Consider the following 20,380-nt stretch of genomic DNA (forward strand, 5'->3'; position numbering starts at 1 on the left):
GCTGCGCGACATGAAAAGCGGAGCTGCTCTGCACTCTTTGGGAAACCTCGCCATGCCATCCTACGGAATGCTGCCTCTTGCCTCCTCCGGAGGAGCTACGCTAACACAGGAGCTTCGCTAACGCTAACGCTAACGACCGCTTTTTTCTACTTGAAAGGAGAGGCTTTAAACCTTAATTTTTCGGGAAAAAATTGACTGTTTCTGCTCGATAATTGATGTAATTTTTTATTTTTGGAGATGTCTATTAGTATGAGTTATTAATAGTTATCAATAAAGATAGTAATGTAGAAGTAGTTATATTATCAAAAAAAATTATAGCACTTCTCAGAAATATAGCCTACATAAATAATAATTACTTTTTATTAAAAAAAATTATTTTAGCCAATCCTCTTTTTTATAAGAAGATGTAATTAATAATTAATAATTAATTATTATTAAGAGACTGTTTGTCAAATAAGTCTTAAGAGAGCAAATAGTGACTAAAATCTAAAAGCGGTAGTACTTCAAGAGATTGAAATTTGGTAGAGGCCAGAGGTGGAAAGGTACATATAGCGCTACGCATTGAGGTTAGGACATTTCTAAATCCTCAAACCCTTTAGTTTACTATTCCCTATTCCCTATTCCCTAGCGCGTAGCACTATAGAACCCCTGAAGGTATCTCTAAAAAATTAGGCGGTATAGCTGCCGCTAGGCTCCGCCAACGCTAACCTCTTAAGCATCAGTCGAATAAAACAAAGATTAATCTTAGCAGTAGCATTTTCCAGGGTTCTTTCAAAATTTTTGGTCAAGTTTTTACACCTCTCCATCCAGGAATTGGTTCTTTCAATGACCCACCAGGCTTTGACAGGAACAAACCCTGTTTTTCCTTCCTGTTTTTTCTGAGCCTTTGATGGTTTTGGTGATAGTTTCAACCGAATTTTGGTCATAATCGCAGGATAAATTTTTTTTAACTCCTGTATGATTTTTTCGGGGTGGTATCCATTATCAAGTAAAATAGTGATTTTAGTATGGGTTTACAGGTTTGGACTTAAAGTAGTCAATATTGTCTGACAACATTTCAATTAATCCGTCATCATCAGTTTCTGATGATGCATGTGCAATGAGCAAAAAAAGGAAAGCCTAGACTATCTACTGCTAAGTGTCTCTTAATTCCATTAGTAGCTTTGTAGAAACAGAATCCCTTGGACTTGACACTAGCATTACAAGTATTTTTTACAGATAAGTGAATCAATAATTATTAAAGTTGTCCATTTTGCTTTTTTTTAACCTGTTGACGTACTTGAGAGTGCAATACATCTCTAATTTGCAAGGGTTATCCCTGATTCTCGCCACTTTTTATACTGTGGAGTAAGGAGGTAAATATGCACGGTAAATCAGACCAATTACAACCGTTCTTCAGTTGATAGAGTACACCGTCCAATATTTGTCTTTTACTCCCCGATCGTGGGACAAGTTTTCTTTTTTTTTGGCAACAATGGTTCAATCAGAACCCATTCTTCATCTGTTAAACTACTTGAATATGGCATTTAGCCACCTCTTGGTTAAATAATTGGTGTTGGCGGAGCCTAGCGGCAGCTATATCGCTACTTATTATAACCTTGGACGTAAAAGATACGCTTAGGGGTTCTATAAACATTTTGCGGATGGGAACCCGCGTCGGCGCAAGACGCAAGCGGTCATATAGAATCCGGTTATATACTATATGTTTATATCTATAACTTCACGGACCACACTTCCCACACCCCCACACTTCCCACACTTCCCACCCCCCTTACTCCCCGAACTATATAATAAGTATTCAACCAGATTTGATATCAGACCCCGCGTCGGCGTAAGATGCAAGGGAATGGGCACCAAGAGAGGGAATGCTGACCAAAGAGAGGGAACGTCCACCAAGAAGGCTGCGGGACTCGCAGTGTCAGCGCCAGTCGCTCATGGGGGGAACCCCCAAGACCGCGCTGGCTTGTCTGTGGAGCAACCGTAAGACCTGAAAGGAGTAAATCTCGGAAGGCAGGTGCATTGTTAAGCTCCTCTGTCAAGAGGCAGCAGAAAGCCCCTAACAGCAATGCTAGGGAATCCCGCGCTGTCTCGTGAGAGCAGCGTCGGGAGGATGTCAATAACACTAAACCAATAATACAGAAACAAACAGTATGACTTCAACTACCCCGCCAAGACAACAACCAACCAAAACAGGATCATTTATAGATACTGGATTAAATAATTTTCAAATCTGGGCATTGCAGAACCCAGAAAAAACATTCAGCAAAACTTTACTTCCCATAATTAACTTTATAGAAGGCTTAGTCGCAAACACTCCCACATATCTAGACTACAAACGCCTTGTTTTAGGACCAAATTTTTGCTGTGCTGGACAAGTAGTTATGGGAGAATTTACAGCAATAGAAACGGCACTGACTTCACCCCAAGCAAGAACATGGCGTCTAGGCACTACTATACTAGCAAAAAATCACTTGCCTAATCAGGATATAGGCGAAAGAAACGTTTTTTTACTGGCACTCTCAGATGTGGAAGCAGGAGGTAGTAATGACCACGAAGCTTTCCGCAGATGTTTACAAGATTACATTACAAATGACTCTGCAATAGCACGTCAGCAAGACGCGACCGCCAGAGAACTTCTCGACCAGTTAGCAGCAGATTATATAGATATGCCTCATGGTCTCGGTGGTGCTTTCTTTAGTGACGATGGGCGGGGTTGGAAGGAGTTTCTGATTAGATATCTCCACTATGTCTTATTTGGCTTAAACCCCAATGACAAAGATAAAATGGACTTGCTCACAGATTTACACTACACTCGCCTTGGTACCCTGCGTTACTTTGCAGTTGTTAGTAATTTCCTAGAAAAGTTAAATATACAAGGGCATAAAAAAATTCCAGAACTGATCGAGCGCACAGCAACAATTTATGAAAATTCCCCTGCTCTCGCTAACTTTGATGAGCAGAGCGACCAATACAACGGTATGACCAGACGGGAACTAGCAAAGTTGACAACATCTATTATGAGTATTGCTGCTTTACAAGGACCACTACATCTCGGTCAAACTGCAATGGGCGATCGCCCACTCCCTGCTTACGAAGGGCGAAATACATCTAACATTCAACCTACTGACTATTGGGATGGACTTGACCTGGACGACCGAGAGTCTGTACGACTATACCTTTTGGAATGTTCTCGTCTCTGGGCGCCTGTTAGTGCTTCTCATAAAATAGCAACAGATGGTTTCACTGTGACAATAACTGGTCGAGAGCAAACTTTTCCTGCTGGTACAAAAATATTAATTCCTATGAGTTTAGGGTTATTAGACGAGAGCTTTTGGGGTCCTACAACCTATGAGTTTGATGCTAACCGAGAGAACCTTTGCCCTTATCACATGGGTTTCCATTCTGTAGGCGATCGTAGTGCGGGGCGTATTTGTCCTGGTAAAGATATTGCTATGAATATGCTTATGGATGTCATTATTACTGTAGGTAAGGCGCGACGTTCTATTTGAGGTGATAATATCAAATCAGGTGGTATCGTTATAAAAAAGTCTAGAAACCGGGTTTGTGTTAAATGCTTCCTCCCATAAACCAGGTTTGTTATAACACTTCCATTGCAAGCAGATTTGATATAAGACAAGTTAGTTTAATTCATCTATGACTTACGCAGAACCACCGTATCTAGTAGTGGTTAAGGGGCGTCAACCACTACAAATGGTGTATTGAATATTTTGCGTAAGTCCTATAATCGTCAAAAAATTTTCTCCCATAAAGTGCGACCGTTGTAGGGAGGTTCCATGAAACGTCTCTACTAGAGATTATCGGTGGCGATCGCTTCCTGACAACAATTAATTCTCTTGCTTCAATACTGCACCCAAAGTTTTCAACATCTCCAAATGAGCATCAGTTAATCCTTTTACCCCAGTAATATCCATACCCTCATAAGGTCTAGGTACTCGCAAAGTTCTCAAACATTCACCACTCTCAACATCCCAACATTTAATAGTTTCATCTAAACTACCAGTAATTACCATTTGACTATCTCTACTACAATCTAATGATGAGATATGATCGTTATGCGCCTTGATAATTTTCAGGCATTCTCCAGTCACAACATCCCACAACCTTAAAGTGCCATCCTGACCACCACTGACAACAAATTTACCATTAGCAGCAAATTTCACAGGCCACACCAAACCCTGATGTTTGTGAAGGGTTTTCATACACGCTCCCTTCCTCACATCCCAAAGCTTTAACGTACTATCCTCACTGCCACTCACTAAAAACTGCCCGTCCGGACTAAAAGCGATTAATAGCAATAAGTCGGCAGCGGTCTTGGAGAATCCATTCTTTAAGTGTGTTTAATTCTGTTTCTCTGCCAAAAAAAGTAGGAATATCTGGCGCATCTCCCCAGTCTTGATAGGTGCTTTTATTCTGTTGTTTGTTTTCTTCGGATTTTAGAAGTTGTTGATTTTTTTGTGATTTTAGCGATCGCTCTAAAACTTCTTTAACATTTGTCTTAGTAACTTTTATACCCAATGGTGCACTTAATAATTTCCAGATCGAAGAGCCTTGTTTTTTAGTATTGGTTTCATTTGTATATATTGTATTAGCAATATTCGCATAGATATCTCCTTTTAATGCTCCTATCAGAATCTTTACTTGATTCTCATTGAGAGATATACCGTTATATTGCTCAATAGTTTGTTGAGCAAATTTAATTAGTTTTTCCACATTCATAATTACATATTTATAATTAATAAATAATTGCTTTATAGATTGAGGATAGATTAGGAGTTGATAACTTTGGGAGCTTATCATTTATTAGCGCCGTAACTCATCAACCAGTTTAAACCCTACATCTTGACCATGTAGGTTCTTAGTTTTACTTTCCATAACCTTATTTTACACCTTAGTTCGCCTTTTACTTCTTTTTTTATTTTCAGAAGATGTTGAGATATTGATTTAGATAAACAATATAGAAGTATTTGTAATTAGCTTTTATCTGGATATAAGTTTATAGTATTGAATGACAAATTCCAGTTTGAACCGACATAGTTAGACAAATCATCCTATTCAAGGCATTCTTGTTTCACTTTTTCACTTTTTGGTACTTTATAACTTCACTATATTTGCTACTTTGTCACTCTAGACTCAATTTACACTACAGGTGTAGTTCTCAAACGATAAACCTTATGTCTTCAATTTTTCAAAGTGCCGTGATGAATAGTCCTTTTAACAGGAGTTTATCAATGAATATGTCTTCAAACATATCTTCTCAAAGTATAAATCAAATAGGAGTGCTCGATCCTCCTATTAACATTACTATTGGTGGCAATTCATCAATGAATATGTCTTCAATTTTTCAAAGTACGGAGATGAACAATGGCAGTTCATCAATGAATATCTTTTCAAACACATCTTCTCAAGGTATAACTCAAATAGGAGTGATCGATCCTCCTTCACGTCCTCCTATTAACATTACTATTGGTGGCAATTCATCAACAAACCCTTTCAATGGCACTGATGGCCCAGATGTTATCGATGGTAACAACAGTAGTAATACCATCAATGGAAGTTCCGGTGATGACACATTAAACGGTTTAGGGGGCAATGATACTCTTAATGGAAGTTCCGGCAATGATAATTTAGCAGGTGGTTCAGGTGATGATACTCTCAATGGAAGTTCTGGCAATGACATTCTCAAAGGGAATTCAGGCAACGACGTTCTCAACGGAAATTCAGGAGATGATACTCTCAAAGGAAATTCTGGTTTTGATATTATTAACGGAAACTCTGGTACCGATAGGCTAAATGGTGGAGGGGGTAATGATACCCTAACAGGTGGCTCTGGCAGCGATTATTTAATTGGTGGAGCAGGAGACGACGTTCTAATTGGTTCTAGTAGTGGCATTGGAGTTACATTTGGCTCTAGTACCATTACCATTGGTAACTCTACAGCAGGAGAAATCGATCGGTTAAAAGGGGGACCTGGTGCCGATTTATTTGTGTTGGGCCAAAGTTTTGTTTTCTACAATCAGGGACAAGACCATGCTGTGTTGCAAGATTTTGGTTCTTTAGATACGATACAATTAAAAGGAGAAGCCAGTGATTATAGCTTAAGGGTATCAGACTCTAACACTCGAATTTTTCTAGAAGATGGTTCCCAACAAGAGCTAATTGCAATTGTTAAGGGTAATAATGATCTTGATTTGAACAGCAATTCTTTTCAATATGTGTAACACAACCCCTTGAGACAAAGCTCCCTCACAAAAAAAGGGGGAGTTAAATACGTATCTTTAACTTTACTCAAGACATAAGTTCAACATATTCAGAGCGATCGCCCTACCACTCACCAGAAGCGATCACTTTCTCTTCTCAATACAATTATCATTCAACTATTGCAGCCAATTTTCCAAAATTAAGCCTTCAATTCTCGACATATCTGAATCATTAGAAACCAAAACCAGATTATGATAAATTGCCGTAGCTGCAATCAAAATATCAGGAAATTGTATTGGTGTTCCCTTACTTCTTAAATCTGCATAAATGCTAGAGGCAATATTAATTATTTCTATCCGGTCTAAAAACAAAATTTTTAGCTCCTTCTTACACAAATTCTCCAGAATAGCTAACTTTTTCTGGGATTTAATTGCCAATAAACCTCCCTCACTTTCAAAATAAGTAATACAACTGATAAAAAGTTGCTCTCCTCTAGCATTAACATCATTAAATTTATCGAATAGTCTAGAATCTTTTTTCAGAATGGCAGTTAAAATATTTGTATCTAATAAATATTCCATTACTAGCTTTTCCTTAAGCCTCTAACTGCTGCATCAAACTCTTCTATTTCTCTAGCTGTTAAATCACTCAGTAGTCCAAACATTACTTGCCCTCCTAATATGCGTCTAATTTTACCAGTAAGTGTTTCATCCGTCATTTTTTGCAATTGTTCTGGGGAATAATTTCTCATCAAAACATCAACTATAATTCCAACCATTTCATCTCTATCTAAATGTTCTAACAAGCGATCGGTAGCTAGAAAATTTTCTACAATTGGAATTACTCTATTGTGAAAAATATTATTGATACTAACAGAAACTTTAGACATAATTTTCTCCTATTTAATTTTTACATCTTTAAGTTTAGCATTTTATTTGCGTTGGCGTAGTTTTGCTTGGGAAAGTTTTTGCTAAAAGTTATACCAATTCACTTTAAAAATTTCACCAAAATAAAGTATCAAGAGGAAAAGGAAGAGAAAGTTGTTTTTTCCCGTAAGCGGAACGGACTTTTATCACTAATTATCCGGACATAATCTTATACCATACTGATACAAATGTTCTTCAATCAAATTAGTATAAATACACCCAAGCAAAGTGCTATAAGTCTCTTTTACAACTATTGAATTAGGAACGTTTCATATAACATTCCTACATTCTTTAACAGAGATATTTTTCCTAGTTGACAAACTCGCAAACGCTACATTTTAGATATTAATACTCTGGGGAATTTGAGAAGGCAGCAAATATTTGTATGGTGCGCGATTCAAATTGCGCTGCTCAATAGTAGCTTGAACCTGATTCAGATTTGCCTGAAACTTCTCCAGTAGAGGTTTTACCTTGGAATCAGTAAAATGATTTTTCGGATATTCACCTAATTTCGTGTAATAAACAGATCCTAATAAATACACAAGATTCAGTTGTGTTTGTGCCTGCTCAAAAGGAGGCAGCAAATCCAAATAATCTTGCTCGCTCACTTGATCTTTTTTGAGAATTGAACTAGGCAAATAACCAGCTAATGGAACCGCTGGAGCATAAGACATTATATCTTTTTGCGGGAAGTTAACGGCAGCGTGTTGAGCACTAGCAGTAAAAATAATTAACGTTATAGCATTAATCAAATATTCTAGCGTCCTAATACTTCCATCCTCACCAAAATCAGGTACACGACCACCGTCAAAAGCCATAGCTTCAGTTGCCCAAGCTTGTAGTCGCCGATCTGCCTGAACGTCTTCATCTCTAGAATAGTAAAGATTCAGATAATCTGAAACCCATTGATGAATAGCATCCCAAACCAACAAAGCATCATCCCGGTAAGGATAAACAGGAAGCAAATTAGGATCGTCAACGCCGCGCTGCTTCAGTTGCTCCGGTAACATAGCTCCATTAAAACCATAACTTTGCAACCCTAATACTGTTAAAACACGAGCATTATCAATAGTAGATGAGAGTAAACCATCCACTCCACTCTTAGGAGCAATTAATTTCTCCTGAGCAGCATCATTAATTGCTAAAGTACCTTCAAAGTGAGGACGCAACAGCAGACTTAAGCAATGATTTTGCGGGAGTTGCCGATGGGTCGGTGGAATAAATGCTCCCACAAATAAATGAGTTCTTCCTAAGTGACTTACAGCTTCGTGAAAGTTAGCATCTACTATCTCTACAATTGTTTTAGCAAATAACCAAGCATACTCAGAAGAGTTGGGAGTAAAGATGGGGTTATCTGCTCCTGGAGTTTGACCGCATTGAATAGCTACAGGACGTAATTTACGGTTTGGGTCTGAACCTTTTGGCACTGCGAATAAAGCTAGAGGAGCATAAATATACTTTTGGTATTTAGGATAAGTACCATTAAGAGCACCTTCCAAAATTTTATAGTCTGCTAAATAGAGTCGCCCTTCTTCTCCTGCTGCTGCTAATGAATCATCATTACCCATAATTTCCTGATATTGAGTTTCCGTCACCGGAAAACGTTCGTCAAGAGTTGATATCTGCTCAATCATTAGGGGGTTATAACCTGCTACTCGCATATAAGCGAATACTTCATCTTTTTCAAAAGTATAAGCGACGCTTGGTATCCCTCCTGTTTCTGGAAATAGCTCTTTATAGGAGAAGAGCTTTTGATAATCCTCAAGACTCGTTGCATGACCTTCTGGACTTCCTTCTTTTAATACTTCTGTAGCTTTCTCCAAAATAACATTCAATATTGACAGACCATTTTCCTTCAGGAGGGAGACAAAAAGGTCATCTATTTCACGAAAATCGTTAGGTATTCCTTGATTCAAAAATTGTTGAGTTATTAATAAATTTTGACTCAACAATAATTGGAGAAAAAATGGTATAGTTTTACTATCCTCTTCAATTTTTATTGATTTTATCTCCTTATAGATTACTTCTAAAATATATTTAATTACATCGTCTCTTACCCCTCTATTTCCTCGGTTTCCTCGGTTTGTAATTAGGGTATTTAGAAACAGAAGACGTATATTCTTTACCAATAATAAATACCATTCTTTAGAAGGCTGTTCTCGATCTGGTAATTTATCCACCATTGCCACAGGAGGAATGTGGTTATAGTTATATTGATATTCTTGTTTGGCTACTTCTAAATTATGATTGACTGATGAACTTGTAGTATCCGTCGATGAGTTAGTCATGTTGAATAAATGTCTTTTGCTCAGAATTAGGTATAGTTTATCAAGAAATGAGTAATGAGTCAGGTAGGGTTTTGGTCAGCAAACTCCTACACACTTGTTTTTTCAACATCAAATATACTTTTGTAATAATAATCCCAACTTTTCCTTAGTTGTAGCAGGTACTTTATCCAAAGGAGTCAAAATGGCATTTTTCAAAGCTGAATGAGAATCAGAAACAAACTGATGTTCATTCAACCTCCGCACGGTTTCCTGAATAACTTTTTGGGCATTCACAGCATTCTTCTTTAAATTATCAATCACCATTTCTACACTCACGCTATCATGCTCGTCATGCCAACAATCATAATCTGTAGATAAAGCTAGAGTTGCATAAGCTATTTCCGCTTCCCTTGCTAACTTTGCCTCTGGCAAGTTTGTCATCCCGATAACTGTTGCACCCCAACTACGATATAAATTCGACTCCGCCTTGGTAGAAAAAGCAGGACCCTCCATACATAAATAAGTGCCACTGCGATGCACATTTACATCTGGCAAGTTCAAACTTTCTGCAGCATCCGCCAGCATTTTTGCTAGTTGAGGACAAGTAGGATTTTCAAAAGTAATATGTGCTACTATTCCTTCACCAAAAAATGTAGATACCCGACCTTTTGTCCGGTCAATGAACTGGTCTACTACTACTAAGTCTAGTGGTTTGACTTCTTCTTTGAGAGAACCTACTGCAGAAGCAGAGATTAAATATTCCACACCCAAACTTTTCATACCATAGATATTGGCACGAAATGGTAATTCAGATGGTAATAATCTGTGGTTGCGATCGTGTCTGGAGAGAAACGCTACTCTTGTTCCTTCTAAAGTACCAACAATGAAAGCATCAGAGGGAGAGCCAAAAGGAGTATCTACCTTTATCTCTTCTACATCTTTAAGTTCTGCCATTTTGTATAAACCACTACCGCCAATAATGCCAATCTTTACTTCAGTCATACTTTGATTACCTAATATTCCTCTTACTCCAAATATTTTATATTATGTCTGGTTGAATACCCACAAATAATCGGTAATAGGGAACAGAGAATTGGAAATAGGCAACAGATAATACCAAATTTAAAAAATATCGCTACATTCAACAATTAATAATTAATAATTAATAATTAATAATTACCTCTTCTGATAACAGATAGGATTGCCTAAAAGGAATTTTTTTTCTTCTCTTGGTCGATTGGATATGGCGACGAAACCTCGCCATCCCATCCTAGGTCATGCTCCGCAAAGGACCGCTGTCTTGGTCGATTGGATATGGCGTTTCGCTCCGCGACATGAAAAGCGTTAGCGTTAGCGAAGCTCCTCTTACAGAGGAGCGGCTCTGTCAATAGCGGGAAACCTCGCCATCCCATCGTGACGGAATGCTCCGCTTTCCGACCGCTTTTTTTCCATGAATGGAGAGGCTTTATACCTTAATTTTTCCGTAAAATTCTCTGCAAAACTATAACTATTCAGATATTTGCGCACCTTCTAACACTTACCACATAATAACAAACTTAATGTAGCAACATTTGTATGAAATAGGTATCACAGGGGAATATTTAAGATATTTTGCAGGAGTAGAGAGGAGAACATTTTGATTACGATCAATCCAGTAGACTTGATATTACGGGATATAAGTTCGTATTATTTCGCGCCAACTGACTGTTTAGTGATACTAATTGTTACAAAACATCAAAAAAACCTATATCCTGATTAGATCAGTAATTATCTGTAATCTTTACTAAATCTTTATAAAAACTACCGGATTTTTATCGTAATGTAGTGAAATATCTATTGATAGTTTTTATCAATATCATAATTATATCCTTTCTTTTTCTCTGGCCCACAGATTTTTTCATCTTTCTGGGGGTATCTAGGATTGATCGAATATTTTTTGTTTGTCTCAAATTTATCTAAATTTAATTAGGAAATATGAATAATCTCAAAGTTGAAGCCAGAACAACTCCCCTAGAATCAGTTGTAAAAAATATTTTGGCAGTTCGGAAAATTTCTGCCAGCGATCGCCAGGTTTTAAGATTAGCTTTATTCTCGCTTCATTCTTTAACTGTTACAGAACAAGACCAGATTCAACAAGTTTATGAAGAATTAGAAGCCGGACGAATTAGTCTGATAAAGTAATGGAAGTTTGAAATTTCTACCAAATTTATTGGTTATGAGCATTGAGTATTAGTTCAGAGTAGAGAATTAATTTTTGAGAATTTTATCCTTTTCCCTTACTTTTGCTCCATCAAACATATTTATGTTTGCTCAACATTTCAGTTAGTCATCAAGTTGCTCCGAAGTTAATCACTTATTATTAGTTATCAGATTTAATAATTTTCATAACTTTGATAATATCAGCTTTAATGGCCGCATTTTAGGAAAAGAACAAAGAACACTGAATAATTTATTGATCGAGATTTTAACAATTAGGATTTACAGAAAACAAGGTATTTCTATTATTACAAGTGAAAGCATTTGCGGAGTTGTCCGTCAGGAAAGTAATCTCAAGTCAATACTTTCGTGCTAGATGCCTAATGCCAAATCTCAGCCATTTTTGCTACATCTTCTTCAGAGCAGGGAGTAGGCAGCACAGAGCAGAAAGCAGGAAAATTAAGAATAAGATAGATATATTCACTTCATCTCTATAATCTTTAAAAACATTACTGAAGCTTACTTATTACTTAATAACTGAAGTTCAATAAAACAATTATAATTAGGTTTGTAGTTACGCTGTAGTGCCAGACATATATTTAGGGTGCGGTTAGCGCAACTAGAAACAAAGACTTTTTTATAATTAATTATCCTTAAGCGGAGCTACCCCCGAAGGGGTTCAATAATTAATAATTAATAATTAATAATTACCTCTTCTTAAAGCATTGAGGATTGGTTAAAAGGAATTTTTTTGTTCTCAAGGGGAGATTGAATATGGTTAGGTTTCTGATGCATCCCATCCTAGGTCATGCTCCGCAAAGGACCGCTCTCTTGGTCGATTGGATATGGTTAGGTAACCTATCCATCCCATCCTAAGGTCATGCTTCGCTTGCCGACCGCTTTTTTCTCCTATGTAGGAGAGGCTTTAAACCTTAATTTTTCGGTAAATGATATAAGTTATGAAGAATTTTAATTAATTAATTTTCATTCCTTAGTTCTACCGCAAAAGCCAAAACCCACTATAAGTCATTCCAGAATCATCAGGTTGCACTAACAAGAAATGTAACCCCTGACTCTGTTGTTTTCTCTGTTCATAAACTTGAGCTGCTCCTGATACTTCCTTGTCTGAGAAAGTAGCAACTACCCACCGATCTACTAAACCTGCCTCTAAGATTAATCCATCAGGATCGCCAGGAATATACTTTAAAAGGTATGGTCGCGCTACTTCTAACCACCTAGCTAATCTCATAGACTGACGACCACCATCTATAACTACCCCTGGTATTGGCAGTGTTGAAGATAATCCTAAATTTAACGGTAAAAGAAATTTTGGTGCTTCTAAAATAGGTATGGGGCGTTCAATAATATCCTCAATATTACTAGCGGGTAATGAAGCAAATCTCCAGCGATCGCCCCACAAATTTTCGGCTAATGGTACAGGTGGAGGAGCGTCTAATACTAAGGGGTCGTAAAATTCCCCAGTGTATGTTTCCATATCCTGATATTGTTGCACCCTCTCCACTAACCATTGTTTTAAAGCTATTGTGCGTCTGGTCGGTTGGACTTTTAACCCTAATATTTGAGCTGCAGTTTCTATTAACCCCAAAGACTGAGGTCGAAATACTTGAATTATATCTGGTAAATTCTGGTCTTGACCTACTTTTTGCAGTTGTGCCACGAGCCAATTAGCGTTAACTTCTGACTGAGGACACATAGCAATAAATTCTAAGCTACGAGTGGGAGTGCAAATTAATAATTCCCATAATTGTTGGTCTTGTTTATCTTTAAGGGGACGGCGGTAATAATCTACTTGCCAAATAGTTGTAGTGTCCATTTATTTTGAAGGAAGAGGGAAGAGGGAAGAGGGAAATCCAGTAGTGGACTGACACACCTTAAATGGCGCATTAAAAAAAATAGTCAAATCTTCCCATAACAAGAATTATACGAAAAAAGCGCTCTGCACAGTTTTAGCTGTGTCAATCCAATACTATTGCGTATATCGCAATAGTTAATTCATTTTATGAAGCACTCCGCCAGAGGAGATGGGTAGTGAAATTTTCCGACTATTGCTCTATACGCAATAGTTAATTCATTTTATGAAGCACTCCGCCAGAAGAGATGGGTAGTGAAATTTTCCGACTATTGCTCTATACGCAATAGTTAATTCATTTTATGAAGCATCCCGCCAGAGGAGATGAATCGTAAAATTTTCCGACTATTGCCTTAAGAGCAATAATCAATTTATTTTCTGAACTTACTAGACCTTAACTCTTTAAGGATTTTAGCTAAAATTAACCAAATGTCAATCTATTTTTAATTGAATCCTATGATTAATCCTGCTTTGAGTCAATTTGGTACAACAATGTCTCGCCTTACAGGTGTGCGAGCTATTATGGCGGATATTATTGCCACTTTACGAGCGGGTCAAGGTCAGGAATTTCTTAACTTCAGTTCTGGAAATCCTCTAGTTTTGCCAGAGGTAGAAAAATTGTGGAAGAGTTGTACCACAAAATTATTGGCAACTCCAGAATATGGGGAAGTAGTAGGGCGTTACGGTTCGTCTCAGGGTTATCAACCGTTTATTGATGCAGTTGTTAATGATTTTAATTCTCGCTATGGATTGAGTTTGAGCAATCGCAACGTTTTGATTACTCCAGGTTCTCAGTCTATATATTTCTATGCTGCCAATGCTTTTGGAGGATATACTGACAGCCAAACTCTGAAAAAAATTGTCTTACCCCTTAGTCCAGATTATACTGGTTATGGTGGAGTTAGTTTAGTCCCAGAGGCAGTAGTTGCATATAAACCAACTCTGGAAATTGATACTGAGGGTCATCGCTTCAAATATTGTCCTGACTTTAGTCAACTGGTCATTGATGAAAATACTGGTTGTGTCATTTTCTCACGCCCCTGTAACCCTACTGGCAATGTTATTAGTGTTGATGAGGTAAAGAAAATTGCCCATCAAGCTGCTGTTTATGATGTGCCAGTATTTGTGGATGCTGCTTATGCTCCTCCGTATCCAGGGTTAAATTTTGTCGAGATGGAACCTGTTTTTGGGGAAAATATTGTTCATTGTATGAGTTTATCAAAAGCTGGACTTCCTGGGGAAAGAATTGGTATTGCTATTGGCGATGAAGGAATAATTGAGGTTTTGCAGGCGTTTCAGACTAATATGTGTATCCATTCTCCTCGTTATGGACAGGCGATCGCTACGGATGCAATTAATTCTGGCGCTCTGGCAGAAATTTCTACTCAAGTGATTCGGCCTTTTTATCAAAATAAATTTTCGATTTTAGAATCAACTTTAGAAAAAGCTTTACCAAAAAATTTGCCCTGGTTTCTTCATCGTTTTGAGGGAGCTATTTTTGCTTGGTTGTGGTTGAAAGATTTACCGATGACTGACTGGGATCTTTACCAAAAGTTGAAGGAAGTGGGGGTTATTGTTGTGCCTGGTAGTTCATTTTTCCCTGGTTTACGGGAAGAATGGGTTCATAAACAAGAGTGTATTCGGATTAGTTTGACGGCTTCTGATGAGGATATTGAAGAGGGAATGAAACGTTTGGCGAAGACGATAATTTCTATTTTTGAAAGTGCCTCAGCTAACTTTAGTTAATATAGCTATTACCAAAGTGCAATAAGCGTAGGTTGGGTTTCGTTCCTCAACCCAACAGACATGTCAGAAAAGAGGGAGTAGGAACTAGGAAATAGGGGGGGGGGGAAATTAATGATTTATGTAAATAAACTATGATTTTATTCTTGATTATTGAAGATGTCTAATACAGCTATATAAATCCTAAATGATTTGTGAAAAAAAACTGTAGGGGTTTAGTCTTTTAATCCAATTTTCGCTGGGATTTGGAGACAAAACCCCTAGGTTAACGAAGTCAGAAGTTGTTTTTGTAAAGGCGATTTGAGCAAGCCTCCAAAAACATTTCGCCCATCAAGGTGGGCTGGCGTGACCCAATTTTTTTGATAAAATATTACAACTTACAAGATATTTAAGTACCTAAACAAAATTATTTACCTATTCTGATTCTCTGGAATCTTTAGAAAGCAAAGAATTCAGCTTGTATAAATGTGTAATTAATTTTGTTTACCTGCTTAGGTTTGCTATATTACTAAATTTAGAGTCAACAATAATGTTACAATTGGGGCGATTTTTCTAGTAGTCTGGCTATTCCTGATAAGGTTTACTTGAAAGCTTCTGTTATTTATCAAGGTTGAAAAGAAACTTATCAGTTTGTTGAATACATTAAGGAAGTTGTAATAGTATAGACTAGGATTTAGACACAAGGAACTCAGAAACCTGATTTTTGTAAATATCTGTTGTTAAAATATACAGCATATTCCAAGTATATGAAGTAGAGATATTAACAATTAAATTTTCCCAGTGTGGGCACCTTGCCCGCTATGAGTGTACCTCACAAAATGGAATCCGCTGTAAGATTTATTATAAAAACTGGGTTTCTTTGCGTCACTCCTAATAGACTTTAAACAATATACATAAAAGGAGTATAAAATATATGAGCGCCTCAATTTATAGTATTTCTATTGAATCGACTGTGGGAATTGCTAGACATTATTTTATTTCGTCTGACGAAATGTTTGAAAATTCAATTGGATGGGGTCCTCAAGGAATTGAATATCAGGGAAAAGGGGCAGAATTAACGGTTGAAGAAGAACAACGAGCTTGTGAATATTTACACAAATTTGGCAAGTATAATATTCATACTAATAATTGTGAAATGTTTGCTTGGTATGTGATTACTGGAAAACATTATTCTGGGCAAATTAAAGAAAAATTTCAGACTGCAATTGGAGCTAAAATGGTTTCTCTTGTACAACCTGTTTTGACAGCTAGAGAAATAGTTAATCATCAGTATGAACAAGCAATAGTTCGTAAATTTAATGAAGACCTAGAAAAAGCAAAACTTGTTCGGTTAAAATCAGAGCAAGCAATGCGTGATGATTTTTGGAAAAAAAGAGATGCTAAGGAAAACTAGATTTGATAGTAAGTTAATTCCTGTAATAATTTAGCTTTCGGCTATCAGCTAATTGTCTTTTTAAGAGGTACTATTCACAGATTGAGCAAAAATAACTTGACTACAAATCCCTAAAATTTTCTATTCGTCATCCCCTAACTTTCATACCCTAATATTAATACTAACTGCTGATAGCTAATAGCTGAATACTTACCTTTCAGGATTTAACTTTTGAAGTTGAAAATTCTCCTCCTGTAGAGTATGCTAAATACGTCAAGATCCTACAAATAGAAAAAAAACTATTTAAAGATGATAACTGTCAAAGAAGCAAGAGAAAAAGCAGTATCTTTTCTTAGCGAACCAGGACTTGAACGAGAATTTATTGAAAATGTTTCAGTCAAACTTGATGATGCAGAAAAATTGATTAATATAAGCCGTCAAAAACAGCCTCAAAAAATATTATAAATTGGTACTTTTGTTGGATTCTCTACTGCTGTATTAGGATTGTGTTTACCAGAAATAGAAATTTTTTGTATTGATGCCGATATTCCTGTAACACTTCAAAATCTTCTCTGTGTTAAATAATTTTAAATTAACAATGAAAAGACTAATTTATATTTTGTGGAAAAAGTTTTACACCAGTTAGAAATTTTGACAATATTCACCCTAAACCGAGGTTTTTTTCTTGTTGTTTTCCTAACAAAGAAGATTTAGATAGAGTTGTGAATTATGGGATTAAACTTGAAGACAGGGAAATTATCGGTCTAGAAATTTGTGAAAAATATAGACCATTCGATATAGCATTTCTAGATGGAGACCATAGAAAGGAAGCTGTAAAACAAGACCTAATATTACTATCTCGTTATATTAGACATAGGCGTGAAAAAGATATAGATTTTTTGCGGCTAGTAGGGAACACTTAACACTTAAGACTTAACAGGGAATATATTTTCACGAAAAAGATACGAAAAATGATTTCGGAGAGTGAATTTTACAACTCTAGTTTGTCTTAAATAAAGAGCAAGTTTATTTTCTGGAGAGATCTATTAGACCCGGAGGAGCGAGCTTTCTTCACGATATGGGTTTAGATGATTGGGGGCAAGAAGTGCGTCAAGGTGTGGAGCAATTTTTAAAAGAATTTCCTCAAAAAGAATTTCGCATTGAAGGTGAAATTGGCTTTATATCAATTTAATTTTGATATTCAATTTGGTAGTTTTCAGATAAAAACTATAATTCTTGTAGGGCACTTCTACATAAGGCCTTTAGAGAAGTTGAATACAATCAAAATTACTATAATTTGCTGAAAAATTCCAGATACCGAGTTTCTCACACTGTTTTAGTTGGAGACTCGGTTAATTTTTTGTGTGTTGTTATTGTCAATTTTAATTTTTGATTGCTACATTTTTTTATTTTATATTCAATCAAAAAACTTGTTTTTTATAAAAAAACTATACATTAAAAATAAAGAATATAAAATGATTTAAGTCGGATGTGTATTTGCTAAAATATAATTATTTAATGTTTAAAATGATAATAATAGCTGCTTAAAAGTGGTTAATGACGACTGAAGATTAAATACTAAAAACAGTCAAAATATTTGTAAAAAACATTGATCGTGTTTGTATAGTATTTTCACAAAATTATTTTTATTGGTAACTTTAATAAAATCAAAATTAAGAATTATCAAAAATTCTTAATAAAAACGAAAATTGTCCTGGTTAAAGCGGAGATCAAAAGAATAAGCTATAAAGTAATAAGAGGTGAGGGGTATTACCCCTCAAATAGTAAGTTGATTAAGGAGGTCCAATGGTACAGAGTTTTGAGATTGATACAACCCACAAGATAAATCCTCTAACCGATAACTTCAGGGTCAAAAATGGATATAAATTTGTAGCTACTCCTGAGTATGACCAGACTGAATCAGAATTATTAAAACTTTCAACTATGCCCAGTTGTATTCGCCTTGGCCTAGAAGATTTAAAATCCTTTGAAGTAGTAGACAATCAATTTCTAAATTGGGGCATAACTTTCTCTAATGCGATCGCCATCGAACCATCAAACCCAGCTTTTGCAATTCCTTCAGGTATTAGAGTATTAATGGGAGCGCCAAAAAGTGGCCTAATAGAAATGAACTTTACATCTCCAGTCAAGTTTGTCAGTGGACTGGTAACGAGTTCCCGCCGAACTGTTTTGTCAGCCTATAATCAAAATGAAGAACTCTTAGCTGAAGACGAAATGCCCGCTTCAAACTTGCTTGACTCTGATTCAATTATTCCTCCTAATGCTAAACTAACCGTGAATGCTGAGAATATTTACAAAGTTAGTTTCTATGCTTTTGACGGCCAGCTTATAGTTATAGATTTGAGCTTTGGGTTTTAACTAGAATTTAAAATTTAGAATTTAGAATTTAGAATTTTGGCAAATTAATTTTAAATCAATTTTTATTTTCTGTGGTATAAAGAACAAATAAATAAATTAGTGGTCTTGTACCAGGGAGTTCCCGAAGTGTTAAACAATCCTCAAGTCTTATTTGTCCCCTGGTTACATTTTCACCAACCTCCGATTTGGAATAATGGCCAATTACAGGGCAACTTAGAAAAAATGCTCAATGGTGAACCTAACTCAGAAGAGCATTGGAATGCTCAATGGTTTGCCCAAGCATACAAAAATCCTGCCCGTTATGCCAAAGAACTATCTGAAGAAGGTCATCAACCCCGGATGATGGTAGATTATTCGGGAGTATTGCTCGAAGAGATGGCAAAACTTTCGACCAATGGCATTTTCTCTAATCTTTATGTTGATGGGGAAGCAGTAGGAGATGTAATTAGTCTCTGGCGAGAAGTTCTCACAGAATATTCAGACACAATAGAATTTACTGGTAGTGCATATAGTCATTGTTATTTTCCTGCTACTCCCGAACGAGACCATGAAGCTCAAATTATGGAATGGCGAAAGGTGTTTGCAGATTTGTTTGGGGAAAAGGCACTATCACGGGTGCGAGGGTTTTGGCCTCCAGAGATGGGAATGACTGGGGACCCTGCGGAAGCATTGAGATTTGTGCGTCTGTTGAAAAAGTGTGGTTATGAATGGATTATTTTACCGAATGCAGCATTGGAACATCCTGAAGGTTGGAGTACGCCAGAGTTAGAAAACCGGGTGCATTGGTTGGTAGTGGAATCAGAGGGTGAGTCGGAACGTATTCTATGTGTGGTGAGGGATACGGATATGGGGATTCGACAACAAAGCGGTCAAAATGCTGAGGGTTGTATTAATGATGTGCGATATCGTGGTGGAGAAGTGGGAATGAAACCACCTGCTTTGGTTGTGCCGACTTCTGATGGGGAGAATGGTAATGTGATGATGTTTGAATATTTTAAGAATTCTTTTGCTCCTTTGTTTCAGGAGAGGGATCGCTGGTCGGATGTGGGTTTTATGACGGTGAGTGAATATATTGATACTTATTTATCAGATGGAGTTGCAACAGAGGTGAGGTTAAAGTCTACAGGGGGTTCGTGGATAGGAGGTCATCAACAATGGCAAGAGGGAGATTTGCGACAACAGGTATTGGCAGCGGTTGAACAGTTGAGTCAAGATTATGCCAAGGTTGTAGAGTCTGGCAAGGGTTCTGCTGAAAAAAGTAGAGCTTTGTTGTTGTGTGAAACCAGTTGTTTTGTTTATTGGGGTTCTGATTTTTGGGCGCAACAGGCAAAGTTATTTATTGAGTGGGCAAGAGAGATGTTATAGAAGTAGAACGACACATATAATTTTGTGCATGAGGGCGGGTTTA

The 20,380-nt window shown here is 36.8% G+C and carries 17 protein-coding genes; 9 read left to right on the top strand and 8 right to left on the bottom strand.

The window, feature by feature from the left end; all coding sequences use genetic code 11:
* Positions 1 to 668: 668 nt before the first annotated feature.
* Entirely contained in the window at positions 669 to 926 is a 258-nt protein-coding gene (locus ACP6PM_RS25145) for a hypothetical protein (RefSeq protein ID WP_426589500.1), read from the bottom strand.
* Positions 927 to 2,150: 1,224 nt separating this feature from the next.
* On the opposite strand from ACP6PM_RS25145, the gene ACP6PM_RS25150 reads away from it, so the two are divergent.
* Complete coding sequence (locus ACP6PM_RS25150; RefSeq protein WP_426589502.1) at positions 2,151 to 3,509, top strand: cytochrome P450 family protein; 1,359 nt, start codon at positions 2,151 to 2,153, stop codon at positions 3,507 to 3,509.
* Positions 3,510 to 3,845: 336 nt separating this feature from the next.
* Here the strand turns inward: ACP6PM_RS25150 and ACP6PM_RS25155 are convergent, their stop codons facing one another.
* Both ACP6PM_RS25155 and ACP6PM_RS25160 read right to left on the bottom strand, forming a co-directional pair.
* Positions 3,846 to 4,220, bottom strand: coding sequence for a WD40 repeat domain-containing protein (locus ACP6PM_RS25155; protein ID WP_426589601.1), 375 nt, complete (start codon positions 4,218 to 4,220; stop codon positions 3,846 to 3,848).
* A gap of 76 nt (positions 4,221 to 4,296) precedes the next feature.
* A complete protein-coding gene (locus tag ACP6PM_RS25160; RefSeq protein ID WP_426589504.1) occupies positions 4,297 to 4,737 on the bottom strand; it encodes a helix-turn-helix domain-containing protein in 441 nt (146 codons plus the stop codon).
* Between the two features lie 512 nt (positions 4,738 to 5,249).
* Here ACP6PM_RS25160 and ACP6PM_RS25165 point away from each other — a divergent pair.
* Positions 5,250 to 6,239, top strand: coding sequence for a calcium-binding protein (locus tag ACP6PM_RS25165; RefSeq protein ID WP_426589506.1), 990 nt, complete (start codon positions 5,250 to 5,252; stop codon positions 6,237 to 6,239).
* A 156-nt stretch (positions 6,240 to 6,395) separates the two neighbouring features.
* Here ACP6PM_RS25165 and ACP6PM_RS25170 read toward each other — a convergent pair whose 3' ends face one another.
* The 4 genes from ACP6PM_RS25170 to ACP6PM_RS25185 form a co-directional block, all read right to left on the bottom strand.
* Complete coding sequence (locus ACP6PM_RS25170) at positions 6,396 to 6,800, bottom strand: type II toxin-antitoxin system VapC family toxin (RefSeq protein WP_426589508.1); 405 nt, start codon at positions 6,798 to 6,800, stop codon at positions 6,396 to 6,398.
* A 2-nt stretch (positions 6,801 to 6,802) separates the two neighbouring features.
* Positions 6,803 to 7,108, bottom strand: coding sequence for a hypothetical protein (locus ACP6PM_RS25175; RefSeq protein ID WP_426589509.1), 306 nt, complete (start codon positions 7,106 to 7,108; stop codon positions 6,803 to 6,805).
* 375 nt (positions 7,109 to 7,483) lie between these two features.
* Positions 7,484 to 9,433: a lipoxygenase family protein gene (locus tag ACP6PM_RS25180; RefSeq protein WP_426589511.1), complete on the bottom strand. Its 1,950-nt coding sequence runs from the start codon at positions 9,431 to 9,433 to the stop codon at positions 7,484 to 7,486.
* 108 nt (positions 9,434 to 9,541) lie between these two features.
* The gene (locus ACP6PM_RS25185; protein ID WP_426589513.1) at positions 9,542 to 10,414 is read right to left on the bottom strand and encodes an S-methyl-5'-thioadenosine phosphorylase; all 873 of its coding nucleotides are present in this window, start codon (positions 10,412 to 10,414) and stop codon (positions 9,542 to 9,544) included.
* Positions 10,415 to 11,386: 972 nt separating this feature from the next.
* Between ACP6PM_RS25185 and ACP6PM_RS25190 the strand changes: the two genes are divergently transcribed.
* On the top strand, positions 11,387 to 11,593 hold the full coding sequence (locus ACP6PM_RS25190) for a hypothetical protein (RefSeq protein ID WP_426589515.1): 207 nt from the start codon (positions 11,387 to 11,389) through the stop codon (positions 11,591 to 11,593).
* 1,012 nt (positions 11,594 to 12,605) lie between these two features.
* Here ACP6PM_RS25190 and ACP6PM_RS25195 read toward each other — a convergent pair.
* On the bottom strand, positions 12,606 to 13,442 hold the full coding sequence (locus ACP6PM_RS25195; RefSeq protein WP_426589517.1) for a Tab2/Atab2 family RNA-binding protein: 837 nt from the start codon (positions 13,440 to 13,442) through the stop codon (positions 12,606 to 12,608).
* Between the two features lie 495 nt (positions 13,443 to 13,937).
* Between ACP6PM_RS25195 and ACP6PM_RS25200 the strand changes: the two genes are divergently transcribed.
* The 6 genes from ACP6PM_RS25200 (at position 13,938) to ACP6PM_RS25225 (ending at position 20,337) form a co-directional block, all read left to right on the top strand.
* Entirely contained in the window at positions 13,938 to 15,224 is a 1,287-nt protein-coding gene (locus ACP6PM_RS25200) for a valine--pyruvate transaminase (RefSeq protein ID WP_426589603.1), read from the top strand.
* A gap of 910 nt (positions 15,225 to 16,134) precedes the next feature.
* A complete protein-coding gene (locus ACP6PM_RS25205) occupies positions 16,135 to 16,614 on the top strand; it encodes a C40 family peptidase (protein ID WP_426589519.1) in 480 nt (159 codons plus the stop codon).
* Between the two features lie 288 nt (positions 16,615 to 16,902).
* Positions 16,903 to 17,058 carry a hypothetical protein gene (locus ACP6PM_RS25210; RefSeq protein ID WP_426589521.1) on the top strand — a complete coding sequence of 52 codons (156 nt, stop codon included), beginning with the start codon at positions 16,903 to 16,905 and terminating at the stop codon, positions 17,056 to 17,058.
* A 257-nt stretch (positions 17,059 to 17,315) separates the two neighbouring features.
* Positions 17,316 to 17,516, top strand: coding sequence for a class I SAM-dependent methyltransferase (locus ACP6PM_RS25215; RefSeq protein WP_426589523.1), 201 nt, complete (start codon positions 17,316 to 17,318; stop codon positions 17,514 to 17,516).
* An 883-nt stretch (positions 17,517 to 18,399) separates the two neighbouring features.
* Positions 18,400 to 18,972: a hypothetical protein gene (locus ACP6PM_RS25220; RefSeq protein WP_426589525.1), complete on the top strand. Its 573-nt coding sequence runs from the start codon at positions 18,400 to 18,402 to the stop codon at positions 18,970 to 18,972.
* Positions 18,973 to 19,098: 126 nt separating this feature from the next.
* A complete protein-coding gene (locus ACP6PM_RS25225) occupies positions 19,099 to 20,337 on the top strand; it encodes a glycoside hydrolase (RefSeq protein WP_426589527.1) in 1,239 nt (412 codons plus the stop codon).
* Positions 20,338 to 20,380 lie beyond the last annotated feature (43 nt).

It is taken from the genome of Dapis brunnea BLCC-M229 (genome assembly GCF_050015995.1).
Lineage (GTDB): Bacteria > Cyanobacteriota > Cyanobacteriia > Cyanobacteriales > Microcoleaceae > Trichodesmium.

Coding starts and splice junctions, on each gene's coding strand:
- ACP6PM_RS25185 (WP_426589513.1), bottom strand. CDS start 10,414: ATGACTGAAGTAAAGATTGGCATTATTGGCGGTAGTGGTTTATACAAA.
- ACP6PM_RS25170 (WP_426589508.1), bottom strand. CDS start 6,800: ATGGAATATTTATTAGATACAAATATTTTAACTGCCATTCTGAAAAAA.
- ACP6PM_RS25180 (WP_426589511.1), bottom strand. CDS start 9,433: ATGACTAACTCATCGACGGATACTACAAGTTCATCAGTCAATCATAAT.
- ACP6PM_RS25160 (WP_426589504.1), bottom strand. CDS start 4,737: ATGAATGTGGAAAAACTAATTAAATTTGCTCAACAAACTATTGAGCAA.
- ACP6PM_RS25155 (WP_426589601.1), bottom strand. CDS start 4,220: ATGAAAACCCTTCACAAACATCAGGGTTTGGTGTGGCCTGTGAAATTT.
- ACP6PM_RS25210 (WP_426589521.1), top strand. CDS start 16,903: ATGATAACTGTCAAAGAAGCAAGAGAAAAAGCAGTATCTTTTCTTAGC.
- ACP6PM_RS25205 (WP_426589519.1), top strand. CDS start 16,135: ATGAGCGCCTCAATTTATAGTATTTCTATTGAATCGACTGTGGGAATT.
- ACP6PM_RS25165 (WP_426589506.1), top strand. CDS start 5,250: ATGAATATGTCTTCAAACATATCTTCTCAAAGTATAAATCAAATAGGA.
- ACP6PM_RS25220 (WP_426589525.1), top strand. CDS start 18,400: ATGGTACAGAGTTTTGAGATTGATACAACCCACAAGATAAATCCTCTA.
- ACP6PM_RS25195 (WP_426589517.1), bottom strand. CDS start 13,442: ATGGACACTACAACTATTTGGCAAGTAGATTATTACCGCCGTCCCCTT.
- ACP6PM_RS25150 (WP_426589502.1), top strand. CDS start 2,151: ATGACTTCAACTACCCCGCCAAGACAACAACCAACCAAAACAGGATCA.
- ACP6PM_RS25175 (WP_426589509.1), bottom strand. CDS start 7,108: ATGTCTAAAGTTTCTGTTAGTATCAATAATATTTTTCACAATAGAGTA.
- ACP6PM_RS25190 (WP_426589515.1), top strand. CDS start 11,387: ATGAATAATCTCAAAGTTGAAGCCAGAACAACTCCCCTAGAATCAGTT.
- ACP6PM_RS25145 (WP_426589500.1), bottom strand. CDS start 926: ATGACCAAAATTCGGTTGAAACTATCACCAAAACCATCAAAGGCTCAG.